The sequence below is a fragment of the Kribbella sp. NPDC050281 genome, from assembly GCF_040655855.1.
In the GTDB taxonomy this organism is placed as follows: domain Bacteria; phylum Actinomycetota; class Actinomycetes; order Propionibacteriales; family Kribbellaceae; genus Kribbella.
Genome location: NZ_JBFAKS010000009.1, coordinates 210125 through 223873, shown reverse-complemented (window position 1 = coordinate 223873; position 13749 = coordinate 210125). Strand labels below are relative to the sequence as shown.

The 13749-nt window shown below is 69.9% G+C and carries 13 protein-coding genes; 5 read left to right on the top strand and 8 right to left on the bottom strand.

Going from position 1 to position 13749, the window contains the following annotated elements; translation table 11 throughout:
• Positions 1 to 96: 96 nt before the first annotated feature.
• From AB0I34_RS12885 to AB0I34_RS12865, 5 genes are all read right to left on the bottom strand, one after another.
• Entirely contained in the window at positions 97 to 1026 is a 930-nt protein-coding gene (locus AB0I34_RS12885) for a threonine/serine dehydratase (protein WP_360444088.1), read from the bottom strand.
• Positions 1027 to 1053: 27 nt separating this feature from the next.
• Complete coding sequence (locus AB0I34_RS12880; protein WP_360444085.1) at positions 1054 to 1902, bottom strand: hypothetical protein; 849 nt, start codon at positions 1900 to 1902, stop codon at positions 1054 to 1056.
• 5 nt (positions 1903 to 1907) lie between these two features.
• Positions 1908 to 3140, bottom strand: a complete 1233-nt coding sequence (locus AB0I34_RS12875) for a hypothetical protein (protein ID WP_360444082.1) — start codon at positions 3138 to 3140, stop codon at positions 1908 to 1910.
• Positions 3141 to 3292: 152 nt separating this feature from the next.
• On the bottom strand, positions 3293 to 4549 hold the full coding sequence (locus tag AB0I34_RS12870; protein ID WP_360444079.1) for a DUF2064 domain-containing protein: 1257 nt from the start codon (positions 4547 to 4549) through the stop codon (positions 3293 to 3295).
• Entirely contained in the window at positions 4546 to 5196 is a 651-nt protein-coding gene (locus tag AB0I34_RS12865; protein WP_360444076.1) for a glycosyltransferase family 2 protein, read from the bottom strand. The genes AB0I34_RS12870 and AB0I34_RS12865 overlap by 4 nt, the downstream gene beginning before the upstream one ends.
• Positions 5197 to 5318: 122 nt before the next feature.
• Between AB0I34_RS12865 and AB0I34_RS12860 the strand changes: the two genes are divergently transcribed.
• Both AB0I34_RS12860 and AB0I34_RS12855 read left to right on the top strand, forming a co-directional pair.
• Entirely contained in the window at positions 5319 to 6017 is a 699-nt protein-coding gene (locus AB0I34_RS12860; RefSeq protein ID WP_360444073.1) for a response regulator transcription factor, read from the top strand.
• Positions 6014 to 7165 carry a HAMP domain-containing sensor histidine kinase gene (locus AB0I34_RS12855; protein ID WP_360444070.1) on the top strand — a complete coding sequence of 384 codons (1152 nt, stop codon included), beginning with the start codon at positions 6014 to 6016 and terminating at the stop codon, positions 7163 to 7165. Before AB0I34_RS12860 ends, AB0I34_RS12855 begins: the two co-directional genes overlap by 4 nt.
• Positions 7166 to 7169: 4 nt before the next feature.
• On the opposite strand, the gene AB0I34_RS12850 is transcribed toward AB0I34_RS12855, so the two are convergent.
• The gene (locus tag AB0I34_RS12850; RefSeq protein WP_360444067.1) at positions 7170 to 8216 is read right to left on the bottom strand and encodes an NAD-dependent epimerase/dehydratase family protein; all 1047 of its coding nucleotides are present in this window, start codon (positions 8214 to 8216) and stop codon (positions 7170 to 7172) included.
• On the bottom strand, positions 8213 to 8995 hold the full coding sequence (locus tag AB0I34_RS12845) for an S-methyl-5'-thioadenosine phosphorylase (RefSeq protein WP_360444064.1): 783 nt from the start codon (positions 8993 to 8995) through the stop codon (positions 8213 to 8215). Before AB0I34_RS12845 ends, AB0I34_RS12850 begins: the two co-directional genes overlap by 4 nt.
• Positions 8996 to 9080: 85 nt before the next feature.
• Here AB0I34_RS12845 and AB0I34_RS12840 point away from each other — a divergent pair, with 85 nt between their 5' ends.
• Positions 9081 to 9566, top strand: a complete 486-nt coding sequence (locus AB0I34_RS12840) for a hypothetical protein (protein ID WP_360444061.1) — start codon at positions 9081 to 9083, stop codon at positions 9564 to 9566.
• Positions 9563 to 10522 (top strand): RNA polymerase subunit sigma-70, encoded by a 960-nt coding sequence (locus tag AB0I34_RS12835; RefSeq protein ID WP_360444058.1) that lies wholly within the window; start codon positions 9563 to 9565, stop codon positions 10520 to 10522. Before AB0I34_RS12840 ends, AB0I34_RS12835 begins: the two co-directional genes overlap by 4 nt.
• On the opposite strand, the gene AB0I34_RS12830 is transcribed toward AB0I34_RS12835, so the two are convergent.
• Entirely contained in the window at positions 10504 to 12159 is a 1656-nt protein-coding gene (locus AB0I34_RS12830; RefSeq protein WP_360444055.1) for a bifunctional 3'-5' exonuclease/DNA polymerase, read from the bottom strand. The genes AB0I34_RS12835 and AB0I34_RS12830 overlap by 19 nt on opposite strands.
• Positions 12160 to 12362: 203 nt before the next feature.
• Here AB0I34_RS12830 and AB0I34_RS12825 point away from each other — a divergent pair, with 203 nt between their 5' ends.
• Entirely contained in the window at positions 12363 to 13718 is a 1356-nt protein-coding gene (locus AB0I34_RS12825; RefSeq protein ID WP_360444052.1) for a PLP-dependent aminotransferase family protein, read from the top strand.
• Positions 13719 to 13749 lie beyond the last annotated feature (31 nt).

Here is a 13749-nt window from a genome sequence, read left to right as displayed (position 1 = left end):
GGTGAGTGTGAAGCCTTCGACAAGCCACACCCCAACCGGAGGTTCTCCTCACGTCAACCCCAACTCACCTGCCACCAACGTCTTGTCCCGGTACACCTAGAGCATCAGCTTCGCTACGTCGAGGTTGCCGCCGCTGACCACGCTGGCGGTGACCCCGACCGGCTGGATGCTGCCCTCGATCATCGCGGCGAACGGCGCCGCGGCGGCGGGCTCCAGCGCGAGCTTGGTCCGCGACATGACGAGCCGGGTCGCCTCGAGCAGCGCGTCCTCGCTGACGCGGACGACCTCGTCGACGTACTGCTGGATGAGCGGGAAGTTGCGTGTGCCACAGACCGGCGCGGCGAGGCCGTCGGCGATCGAGCGCGCGGTCGGGAGCTTCTGGGGTTCACCGGCGGCGAGGCTGCGGCTGACCACGTCAGCCTGCTCGGGCTCGATGCCGATCACGCGGATCTCCGGCTTGACCAGCTTGACCGCCAGCGCGACACCCGAGATCAGGCCGCCGCCTCCCACCGGGACCAGGACCGCATCGAGGTCCGGGCGGTCGTCGAGGAGCTCGAGGCCGAGGCTGCCGTGGCCGGTGATCACGTCCTCGTCGTCGAACGGGTGTACGCCGGTGAGCTTCCGCTCGTCGCGGATCCGCTCGTACTGACCCATCAGGTCACCCTCGACAAGCTCGACCGTGGCACCGTACCCGCGGGCCGCGTCGATCTTGGCCTGTACGGCGGTGGTCGCCATCACCACGGTGGCCGGTACGCCGGCGTCCCGGGCGGCCCAGGCGAGCGCGCCGGCGGCGTTACCGGCCGAGACCGTGATGACGCCGCGCTCGCGCTCCTCGGGGCTCAGCCGCAGCAGCTTGGTGAGCAGTCCGCGGACCTTGAAGCTGCCCGTCTTCTGGAACAGCTCGGCCTTCAGCACCAGATCTGCGCCGAAGCGCTCGTTCAGCGCGGTCGAGGTGACCATCGGCGTGCGGTGAATGCGACCTCGCAGTTGCTGCGCGGCCACACGGATATCGTCGAGCGTCGGCATGGTCCCGACCTTATCCGCCTCGGATTTCTACAAGCGGGCGGCGACGGTGGCGGCGAGTTTGTGGGTTGCTTCGGGGGACTGGGTGAGGTACAGGTTGGGCTCGATGAGCTCGAGCTCCATCAGGAGGAAGCGGCCGTTGACGACGACGCCGTCGACGCGGGCGTAGGCCGGTCGGGGACCGGCGGTGGCGAGTGCTCGCTGCGCGTTCTCGAGGATGTCCGGCGACGGCTCGGTGACCGTCGCGTGGCCGCCGTACTCCTCCTGGACTCGGTAGTCGCGGGCCGCCGGGCGCTTCACGACGGCGTGAGTGAACTCGCCGTCGATGAACATCAGCGACCACTCGCCGTCGGTCTGGATCTCGGGCAGGAACGGCTGGACCAGGTACACGATGTCGGGGAGTTCGTCGATGGCCTGAGTGAGTTCAGGCGAGCCGGCCACGCCGCGGACGGTGAGGCGGGCGGTCTCGCTCACGGTCGGCTTGATCACGATCTCCTCGCCGTCGAGCCCGGCGACGACCTCGCGCAGGCACGCGCCGGCCGCGATCTGCGACGGCACGATCGCGACGCCGCGCTCGCGCAGTTCCAGCAGGTACCGCTTGTCGCCGTTCCAGCGGACCAGACCACTGTCGTTGAAGACCGGTACGCCGCCCTTGTCGACGAGCGCGAGCCATTCGGTGAACTCGTCGTACCGCAGGTGGTAGTCCCACACCGAGCGGAGCAGGACCCCGTCGTAGGCGGACCAGTCGACCGACGGGTCGGTCCAGACCTTGGCAACCGGGTCGAGGCCGGCGGCGCGGAGGGCGTCGACGAGCGGGAGGTCATGCGCGTGCAGCTCAGCGTGATCCGCCGAGGTTGCGAGGGCGATGCGTTTCGTCACGCCGATCAGTGTTGGTTGGTGGTCGCGATCGCGTCAAACCGCTTTGGCGTAACGGATCTGTGACGCAGCGTGAGTCCGGTGAGGATGACGACAGCCGCGGTGAGGTGGATCAGGCCCTGCCGGGTCTCGTGCCCGAAGCTCGCGTAGGCCAGGTACGACGCCAGCGGTACGGCGAGCCATTCAGGTCGGTGGGCGAGGGCCGCGAGGGCGATCAGGGGGAGGCCGTACCACGGGTACGTCGGGGTGGCGACGAGGAGTGCGGCGCCGTACAGCCAGCAGCAGGTGATCGCGATCGGTTCGTGGCGGGCGCGCTGGAAGGCCAGGGCGGCGAGGCCGATCGCGAGGGCGGCCGCGACGAGTTGCCGGGCCTCAGGAGGCAGCAGGAGCGCGAGAATCGCGGATCGGGAGCTGCCGTCGGAGAACCCTTCCTGGGTGAGGTAGCCGGGCAGGAATCCGAGGACCAAGGTGCCCGCGGCAATCAGGTGCGGGAGGTAGGAGGCGAGAAAGGTGCTGATGGCAACGAGGCCGGAGCGTCGGCGGAAGGCGGGGAGGAGGAGCAGCGGCAGGAGCTTGACGCTTGCGGCCGCGCCGAGGATCAAGCCGGCGAGTCTCGGGCGGCGGGCGGCGGTCATCACAGCTGCCGTGATCAGGAGTGCGGCGAGGACGTCGAGGTGTGCGGCGTTGCCGGCTTCGAGGGCGACGATCGGTGACCAACCCCACAACGCGGCCCAGCGAGGATCGCTTACCGCGAGTAGCCAGGTGAGCGCGATCGCGAGCAACGCGGCAGCGATCTGCAGGCCGAGGGTGCCCGCGGACCACGGGGTGAGGAAGGCGACCACGGTGAAGTACGCCTGCGCGACGGGCGGGTAGATGGTCGGCACCCGGGGGCGGTTGATCTTCGTTCTGGGGTCGTCGGTGGAGAGGGCGGCGAGTGCCGCCGGATCCTTCGGGAGGCGCGGGGGACCGGTCACTCCCGATCTCTCTGTGGGTGACAGCCCTGGAAACAGCACCGGATCCCTCAGCTGCGCCAGCGCGTCATCCAACGGCACATGCGAGTACGGCGAACTCCCCGACAACTGCACCCGCCCGTCCCATACGTACCGATAAGCATCCGTGCTGGTGATCGGCGCATGCACCACGCCCGGCACCTGACAAACCCCAGCAACCACCACAACCGCCACCACGCCCAGCCGTCGTCCGAACCGCAACACCACCCCCGCAACCACCAAGCTCCCCACCACCAACACCAAGTTCGGCCACCACTGCTTCTCAGCCGCCACCACCACACCGCTGGCAACCCCCACCGCCACGGCTCCAGCAATCACCCCGCTGCTTCGCGAGATCGCTCCACCAACGCCCGGTGTCATCCGCGACCTCACCCGTTCAGGCATCAGGCTGTGGGGCGGAAGGTCAGGAAGGCGCGGTGGCCGGCGCGCCAGTCTTCGGTGGGGTGGAGGTGGACGGCGTGCGCGTGCCGGAGCAGGGCGCGAGTCCCTACCCTTGCCCACGGCAACGGAGTCGACCGCCGCCCGGTGGAGCTCCGCAGGACGATCGGCGCCGTCTCGTCCAGATCGTCGTCGGGATCGACCTCGACCAGGACCAGCCCGTCGGGTCGGACCAATTCGGCACAGCGGCGCAGCAGATCGGCCGGGTCCCCGCCGATGCCGATGTTGCCGTCCATCAACAGCACGCTGCCCCAGCGCCCCTCACCCGGAAGCCGGTCCTGGACGGGTCGCCGGAGCGCAGCCGCGCCACGCGAGGTGGTGAGCGACACCGCCCGCGGCGAGATATCGACCCCAAGAGCGGGGATGCCGCGTTCCGCGAGCGCTGTCACAATCCGGCCAGGCCCGCACCCGACGTCCAGGACCGGACCCTCGCACCGGCTCAACGCCAGCCGATCCACCTCGTCAGCAGGAGACCGCCACCGATCCAGCTCCGACAACGACGGCACAGTCCGCCCGTCGACGCCAGTGACAACCACCCTCGTCGTACCGCCCAACGCCTGCTCGAACAGCAGCCCGGGATGCGCCGCGTGCTGCAACCGCCGGTACAACCGCGACACCCGCAACGACGGATGCGCCGCCGCGATCGCTGACGCGTCCCGAGGCGTGTCCATGTCCCGCAACGTCGGCAGCATCAACACCCGCAGCCCGAGATCCTGCAGCCGCCGCAGCTGATCCCGCCCGGTGTGATCCGTCGACATCGGTACGCCGATCAGCGCGCGAGCATCCGGCTCGCGCAACCCGAGACACCAGTAGCCGCCGTCCTCGGTCAGCCCGAGCATCGCGTCGTACCCGGACCATGGGACGCTCAGCAGGCCGGCCGTGAGTTGCGGCGTGTCCATCCCGACAAGCAGCATCGGCCTACCGTCGAAGGCGTCCTCGAAGGCCGCCGCCAACCGCTCGTCCAGCCCGTCGCCGCGCTGCCCGATCACCTCGAACCCGTCCGGGAGCCATGGCCCCGGATCGCCGTCGAGCGCAAGGACACGGCGGGACGCGCGCGCCGACCCGACCGCGTTCAGCGTGTCCACCAGCGACGCCCGCGCCAGCGCGGCGGCTTCGTGCGCGGTGAACTCGGTCTGCAGCCGCGTCTTGACCCGGCCCGCCACCGGTTCCTTCGCGATGACGATCAGAGTCCCGCGGTTCATCCGGCCAGCACCTTCGACATGTCGAGCACGGCCCGGGCAGCACCGAGCGGCGTACCGGTGACCTTGGAACGCCCGGATCGAGGCAGGTAGTCCACGTCGACCTCGCCGATCCGCCAGCCGGCTTCGGCGGCACGGACCACGGTCTCCAGCGGATAACCCGAGCGCCGGTCGCGGAGGTCCAGGTCCAGCAACGCCGACCGGCGCGCGGCCCGCATCGGTCCGAGATCGTGCAACGCAACGCCGGTACGGCGTCGGATCCGCCGGGACAGCTCGGCGTTGGCCAGCCGCAGATGCCACGGCCAGGAACTCCGGGTGAGCGCTCTGCGGCGTCCGACCATCAGGTCGACCGTGCCCGCAAGGACAGGCGCTGTCACCCGGTCCAGGTGCCGCGGATCGAGTGATGCGTCCGCGTCCATGAACGCCACCACCTCGGCCTCGGCCGCTTCCAGACCGGCATGACACGCAGCGCCGTACCCGCGGATCTCGCACCGGACCACCGACGCGCCGAGGCGCGCGGCGATCTCCGGCGACCCGTCGGTGGAACCGTTGTCGACGACAACGGCCCGGACGCCCACGGGCAGCCGTTCGAGCACCCAGGGCAGCGCCGCCGCCTCGTTCAGGCACGGCAGGATGAGATCGACTGACACTCTTCGACCGTAGGGACAATCGCCTGCCGCGGGGCGCCGGACCTGACTACGGCTCGCTTACGTCCGGTGTCACCCAGGGAGCCCCGGCCCCGGCCCCTGCCCGGAACAACTAGGCTCTGGTCGTGGCTACTCGTGTACTCGTGGTCGACGACGACCCGACCGTGTCCAATGTCGTCTCGGCGTACCTGACCAAGGCCGGGTACGACGCCCGGATGGTGGCCGACGGTGCCGCGGCTGTCGAGGTCTGGCAGCAGTGGAAGCCGTCGGTCGTCGTTCTGGACGTGATGCTGCCCGGACTGTCCGGGCTGGAGGTTCTGCGCCGGATGCGCGCGGCGGACGACGGGGCCGCGGTGATCATGCTGTCCGCCCGGGGCGAGGAAGAGGACCGCCTGGTCGGACTCGAGGTCGGCGCGGACGACTACGTGGTCAAGCCGTTCAGCCCGCGCGAGCTCACGCTGCGGGTGCAGGCGATGCTGCGCCGCGAGGAACGCCTGGCCGGCCTCGATCTGACACCGACGAAGCTGAGCTCAGGACCCGTCACGATCGACACGGGTGCCCGGCTCGCGTCTCTGGGCGGCAACGAGCTGTCCCTGACGCATCGCGAGTTCGACCTGCTGGCGTTCCTGGTGTCGCACGCCGGCAAGGCGTTCACGAAGGCCGAACTGCTCCGGCGCGTGTGGGGCTGGGACTTCGGCGACTCCTCGACGGTCACGGTCCACGTACGCCGGCTGCGGGAGAAGATCGAGGCGGATCCGTCCGATCCGCGGCTGGTGGTGACCGTGCCGCGGACGGGCTACCGGTTCGTCGGGGATACCGAATGAATCGAGACATGGTCACGATCCTCGCGCTCACCACGCTGTGGACGCTGGTGGTCGCGGCGATCGGCGGCGCGATCCTGTGGCAGTTCCGGCGCCGCTCGCTGCGCATCACGATGATCGTGGCGGCGCTTGCGCCGATGGCGGCCGCGCTCGCGGCGGTCCTGCAGAGCGTGCGAGCGATGTTCATCTCCGAGCACGACTCGTGGGTGGTGCTGTGGACGCTGGCGTTCGCGGCCCTGCTCGGGCTGGGGATGTCGGTGCTCCTCGGCCAATGGATCAGCACCGGATCGCGCGAGGTCGGTCGGCGGCTGCGCCACCTGGGTACGTCGTACGAGCCGTCGGAGGTGGTCGGCGGCGCGGTCCCGGCGGAGTTGGCGGCGCTGACGGAAGAGCTGGAGATGACGCGACGGAAGCTCGCCGCGTCCCACGAACGCGAGCGTGCGCTCGAGTCCAGCCGGCGGGAGCTGGTCGCGTTCATGTCGCACGATCTTCGTACGCCGCTCGCCGGGTTGCGGGCGGTGTCGGAGGGACTCGAGGACGGCGTGGTCGACGACGTACCGGGAGCGCTGCGGCAGATGCGGTCGACGGTCGATCGGATGACCGGGCTCGTCGACGACCTGTTCGAGCTGTCGCGGTTGTCCGCGGCGCCGGTGCCGCGGCGGCGGTCCGCGGTCAGTCTGCGCGAGCTGGCCGAGGATGTGGCGGGGGAGAACGGTGAGCACGCGCGAGCGTCCGGGGTGCGGCTGGCGGTCTCGACGCCGGGTGGTGACGATCGGCTCGCCGTTCAAGGGGATCCTGATGAGCTGACCCGCGCTGTGACGAACCTGGTCGGCAACGCGATCCGCCATACCGAACCGGGCGGGACCGTCACGCTGACAGTGGACCGTGAGCCCGACGGCCGCGTCCGCCTCGCCGTGACCGACGCCTGTGGCGGCATTGCAGCCGATGACCTGGAGCGAGTCTTCGACGTCGGCTGGCGCGGCGACGAACAACGCACCCCCGCCAACGCAACCAACTCCAGCGGCGGCGGTCTGGGCCTCGCCATCGCCCGCGGCGTCGTCGAATCCCACGACGGCACCATCGGTGTAGCCAACATCGCCGGCGGCTGCACCTTCCAGATAGACCTCCCCCCGGTCGCCGCCAGCAACTGAAGCCCTAGACCCGACGTCCTCCGGTTGCTCCAGGGGATCGGAGGAGGTCCTCGAGGCCGGTGGCCAGGTCGTAGGTCGGTTTCCAGCCGAGGTTGTGGCGGAGACGGTCTGAGGAGGCGGTGATGTGGCGGACGTCGCCTAAACGGTATTGGCCGGTGGTGACTGGGGCCGGGCCGTTGTAGGCGCGGGCGAGTTCGGCGGCTACGTCGCCGATCGTGTGGACGGTGCCGCTGCCGACGTTGTAGGCGGTGAACCGCTCGGAGAGCGCTCCGGCGGTGGCGCTCACGGCGGTGGCGATGTCGTGGACGTGGATGAAGTCACGGCGTTGCCGGCCGTCCTCGAAGATCGTCGGCGCCTCGCCCCGCTCCAGCGCGGACCGGAAGATCGCCGCGACCCCGGCGTACGGCGTGTTCCGTGGCATGCCGGGGCCGTAGACGTTGTGAAACCGGAGAGCGCTCACCCGGCCGTCTGTCTCGCGCGCCCACGAGGCTGCCAGGTGTTCCCCGTTGAGCTTGCTGGCCGCATACGCGTTCCGCGGATCGAGTACGGCGTCCTCCTCGACGAGACCGGGCTGGAGCTGGGCGCCGCACCGTGGGCAGGGCGGCTCGAACCGCCCGGCGTCGAGATCCTCGGTCCGGCGCGGGCCGGGTGCGACGTGGCCGTGTACGTCGCAGTCGTAGCGGCCCTCGCCGTACACGACCATCGAGCTGGCGTAGACGAAGCGCCGTATCTTCGCGTGTGCAAGTCCGCGGAGGAGGACCGCCGTACCGAGGCTGTTGCTGGAGACGTAGTCGTCCAGGTCGTCGAGGTCGACACCGAGACCGACCTTTGCGGCCAGGTGGACGACGGTGTCGATGCCGTGAAGCGCTCCACGCACGATCTCGGCATCGCGGACGTCGCCCACGATCAGCCCGGGTCGCGGCGTGGGCTTGTGTGCGTGGACGTCGGGGCGGAAGGAATCGAGAACGACGACCTCGTGGCCCTCGGCAATGAGCTGGGTGTGGACGTGCCGGCCGATGAAGCCCGCGCCGCCGGTCAGCAGAATCCTCACCAGAGGTCGTCCGCCGCCGTACCGTCGAGCACATGCCGGCAGCTGCAGTCCGCATCCGGCTTCGGCAGCTGACCGATGACATCGGTGACGAGACCCCTGAGTCGCCCGATGCTGTGCTCGAATGCCTGGAGGACCTCGGCCTGCGTGACGCCGGTGCCGGTCTCTACACCCGCATCGTGGTCGGTGACGACCGCGATCGAGGTGTAGCAGAGCGCGAGTTCCCGTGCGATGGACGCCTCGGGTACGCCGGTCATGCCGACGACCGACCACCCTTGTGCGGCGTGCCACCGAGACTCCGCGCGCGTGGAGAACCGCGGCCCGTTGATCACCACCATCGTGCCGTCCGGTACGACGTTGCCGGTAGCAATCACCGTGGCCCGGCCGACCGGGCAGTACGGGTCAGCGGCCGACGTGTGGACCACCGGAGTCTCGTCGTACACCGTGTGCGCGCGACCCCAGGTGCGGTCGACGTACTGATCGGGGACAACGAAGGTCCCGGGCGTGAGCTCGGGTTTCAGCGAGCCGACCGCGCACGGCCCGAGGACCTGGCGGACGCCGAGCGACCGCAGCGCCCACAGGTTGGCGCGATAGTTGACGCGATGCGGTGGGAAGCGGTGGTCCGCGCCGTGCCGGGGGATGAACGCCACCTCGCGACCGTCGAGATCACCCACGACCGGCGGCTCGCTGGGCGCGCCGAACGGGGTGTCGACCTCGACAGGTTTCGCGTCGGTCAGGAACGAGTAGAAGCCGGAACCGCCGATCACACCGATATCAGCCATGGTCTCGACGCTAGTGGCGGCCGGAGCGGTGCCTACCGGATTCGCCTCGTCCGTCAGCGCTCCGTAAGGGTGATCGAATAGGTTCGTGAAGGTGTCCTGGGCGCTGCTCGCGATCGGCGTGGTGCTGCTACTGTTCGGCGCCTACGCGAGCTGGACGGCCGGGCGGCTGGATCGCCTGCACCACCGGGTCGATCTCGCCCGCGCGTCACTGGAGACGGAGCTCGCCCGGCGTTCCGCGCTCGTCGGTGAGCTGGGCGGCAGTGGGATCCTCGATCCCGCGTCGTCCCTGTTGCTGCTCGACGCGGCGCATCGCGCGCGGACCGCGTCGCCGGAGGAGCGCGAGCAACGGGAGTCGGCACTGACCCGCGCGATCCATGCCACCGGCACCGATGTGGAGCCGTGGACCGCTGAGCTGAACCTGGCGATGCGGCGGGTCCAGTTGGCACGCCGCTTCCACAACGACATCGTGGTGTCGACGCGCGATCTGCGCCGGCGGCGGCTGGTGAGCTGGTTCCGGCTGGCCGGGCACGCGCCGATGCCGAGCACGATCGAGCTGGAGGACGGCAGGTGAGCATCGACTTCGACGTCGAGAAGTACCGCCATGAGCTGCGGGTGCACTGCTACCGGATGCTCGGCTCGTACGACGAGGCCGAGGACATGGTCCAGGAGACGTTCCTGCGGGCGTGGCGCCGGCGCGACGACTTCGAGGGCCGCTCCTCGCTGCGCGCCTGGCTCTACCGGATCGCGACCAACGCGTGCATCGACGACGTACGGCGTCCGCAGCGGGTCCTCCCGCATCAGCTCGAACCGGCGTCGTTCCCAGCCACCGCGTTGCCGCCTCGCGAGGATCTGCCGTGGCTGCAGCCGTTCCCCGACGTACTGCTGGATCGCGCCGAGGAGCCGGACGCCCAGGTGGTACGCCGGGAGACGATCGAGCTGGCGTTCTTGGTGGCGATCCAGCAGCTGCCACCGCGGCAACGCGCCGTACTCATCTTCCGCGACGTCCTCGGCTGGCCCGCTCGGGATACCGCCGACGCGACCGACCTGACCGTCGCGGCCGTCAACTCAGCCCTCCAACGCGCCCGCCCGGTCCTCCGCGACCACCTGCCCCCACACCGCTCCGAGTGGTCCGCCACCCCCTCATCCGCCGACGAACAAGCCCTCCTCCGCAAGTACGTCGCCGCCTGGGAAGCCGGCGATCCCGACGCCCTGGTCGCGCTGATGCACGAGGACGTCCGCATCACCATGCCGCCGTACCCCTTCTGGTTCGAAGGCCTAGCCGCCGCGCGTGGCTCCCTAGCCCCCAACCTCGACCCGACCTACCGCGGCCACTGGCGCTTCCTCCCCACCACCGTCAACCGCCAACCCACCCTCGCCGCCTACCTCAAACCCCCCGGCGCCCCCACCCACACCCCCTTCGGCCTGGACATCTTCCGCGTAGAGCAAGGCCTGATCGCCGAAATAACCGCCTACGAAACCACCAACTTCAGCCTGTATGGCCTGCCCGATCACTTGGCGTCGGCGTAGGTTTTGACGGTTGCGGTGGTGAAGGCGAAGTTCGTGGGGGTGGGGCCGAAGGTGAGGGTGCCGGCTAGGTTGCTGGCGGTTTGGATGGCTTCGGCGACGGTGGGGGCCTCTTCGGTGGGGCAGTGGACGATGACCTCGTCGTGCTGGAAGAAGACGAGTTCGGCTTTGAGGTCCGCCAAGGATTGGCGCAGGGCGGCGAGCATCAGGAGGGCCCAGTCGGCGGCGGATCCCTGGACGACGAAGTTGCGGGTGAAGCGGCCGCGGGCTCTTGCGTGGCGGGCGTCGGTCTGGGGCTCGTCGGCGGGTGGACCTTCGAGCATCGCGTCGTCGAGCGGTGCGCCCGCGGGTGGGCAGGTGCGGCCGAGCCAGGTGCGGACGAGGCGGCCTTCCTCGCCGGCGCGCGCGGCGTCGTCGACGTACGCGACTGCCAACGGGAAGCGTCTGCGCAGCATGGCCAGGTTCTTCAGGCCGTCGCCCGACGTCTGGCCGTAGATCGCGCCGAGTACGGCGAGCTTCGCCTTCGCGCGGTCACCGGAGAACGCCTGGTCCGAGACGGCCTTGTACAGGTCACCGGGATCGCTCGAGACCTCCATCAGCGCCGGGTCGCGGGAGATCGCGGCCAGGATGCGCGGCTCGAGCTGGGACGCGTCCGCGACCACGAGGCTCCAGCCGGGGTCGGCGACGACCGCGCGACGGATCACCTTGGGGATCTGCAGACCACCACCGCCATTGGTGATCCAGCGCCCGGAGACTGTCCCGCCAGGCACGAACCCGGGCCGGAAACGACCGTCGTGCACCCAGTCCTGCAGCCACGACCACCCGTTCGCCGTGTAGATCCGATAGAGCTTCTTGTACTCGACCAGCGGCACCACCGCCGGATGGTCGATCGTCTCCAGCTCCCATCGGCGCGTCGACTTCAGCTGGTACCCGGCCTGTTTGAAGGCCTTCAGCACATCCGCCGGCAGATCCGGCCGCACCCGGCGCCCGAACGCCGCCGACACCTCGTCCGCGAGCTCGGTCAGCCGCCGCGGCTCGCCCGTCCCGCCGAACCGATCCCCGAGCAGTTCGGCCAGCACGGCCCGGTGAACGTCCGCGCTCCATGGCAACCCCGCCCGGTCCATCTCAGCGGCGACCAGCATCCCCGACGATTCCGATGCCGTGAGCAACCGCATCCGATCCGGGTACTCCGCGGCGCCATGCCGCCGGAGCTGATCGGCGTACACCCGGAGGAGCGCCTCGAAGGCAACCGGCTCCTCCTGGATCTCGAACAAGGACGACTGCTCACCCGGTACGACGGCCCGCAGCGGCGGATCCGGTGGGACCGGCCCACCACTCAGGCGCCCCCAAGCCGCGGCCGCGGAACGAGGCTCGCCCAACCGGCCCGCATGCCCCAGCAACAACCCTTCGCTGTTCTCGATGTCGTAGCAGCGCTCCACCCGTACGCCGCCGGCCAGCAACCGTGGATAAATCTCGGCCGAAGACCGCCACACCCACCGAGACACCTGCGGACGCGAACCGACCGCGCCGGCCAGCGAAGGCTCGTGCAGCACCGGACCAGCAGGCTGCCCGTCCGGATGCAAGGCGACGAGCACAGCCCCGCCACCCTCCTCCGGCGCGATCGCCCACCGCTCGTCCATACCCGAATCCTCACACCCCGCACCGACAATCCGCGCCCGGCGCCCGACCACCGGCACCCGACCACCGGCGCCCGGCGCCCGACCACCGCGGTCGCTGGCGGGTTATGTCACCGCTGCCGGATAACAACGCGTCAGCGGCACAACAACCCGCCAGCCAGCGGCCGGAGCGACCGCCGTCAGGCCACTGGTGTCAGACTGGACTTATGTGGCGGGAGATGGATCTCGACCCGGCGGACGGGACGAAGACCGAGCAGGTCGAGGCGCTGGTCCTGCGCCGGATCGAGCGCGGCGACCTGTCCATCGGCTCGCGCCTCCCCTCGGAACGCGTGCTGGCCGATCGACTCGGTGTGAGCCGGGTGACCGTGGTGCGGGCGCTGGACCAACTGCGCACGGACGGCGTACTGGAGACCAAGCGCGGCTCCGGCACCCACGTACGACCACTGGACCGCCTGCTGGACCCGATCGCGCCGGCCTCGACCGTCACGGCGGGCGACGAGCCCGTCCTCGACCTCCGGTTCGCGACCACAGCGGCGCCGCACGACGTGGCGGAAGTAGCAGCCCAGGTCGTCGAGGACGCACTACCGCACGCCATGGGCGGAGACGGACCGCCGCCGGGCGGGTCGCTGGAACTGCGCCAAGCTCTAGCAGAGCGGCTCACGATCGAGGGCGTGCCGACCGAGCCGGACCAGCTCACGCTGACCGTGGGCGCAGCAGCCGGACTGAACGCTGCACTGGCCGGACTGGACCTCGGACCGGGCGTGGCGATCACCGAGACACCGACGTACCCCGCTGCCTTCGACCTGCTTCGCAAGCACCGACTCGACGTGGCCGGCTGGCCGGCAGGTGTCTGGGACACCGACCAGCTCGCCCACCTCTGCCGAAGGCACCGCCCCAAGGTCATCTATCTCCAGGCCGACAACCACAACCCAACCGGCCTCAGCATCCCGGCAGATCGCCGTACGACGATCATCGAGATCGCCCGCAGGTACGGCGCCGCACTGATCAGCGACGAGACCATGCGACCGCTCTGGCTGGCCACTGGGGAACAAGCCGAGCCACTGAGTCGCTACCCGCGCACTGTGAGTGTCGGCTCGCTCTCGAAGACGGTGTGGGGTGGACTCCGCGTCGGCTGGGTCCGGACCGGCAAGCAGCTCCGCAGACGCATCAACACAGCCGCACAGCTCAGTGTGGCGTCGCCCAGCGCTCTCGACGACCTTCTGGCCCAGGCGATCATCCAGAAGCTCGACAAGGTGATCGGCCGCCGCCGTACTCGGCTGAGGGCCAACCTGATGGCGTTGGAGGCCGGTCTCAAGACGCTCGACGGTGTGGCCTGGCCCACGCCGACCGGAGGTATGACGCTCTGGCTCGAGCTGACCGAAGTACGCGCACGACGGGTGCTGGATGCGGCCAGGGAGCACGGACTGCTGCTGGGGGCCGGGGACCTCTTCACACCAGAGGGCACGGACCGGCGTCACATCCGCATTCCGTTCACCGCGCCGCCCGCGACACTCCGGCTGGTGGTGGCCCGTCTGGGTGCGGCGCTGGCTCAGTCCACTTGATTCGAGGTGGACTGAGGATCGGTGCCTGCTG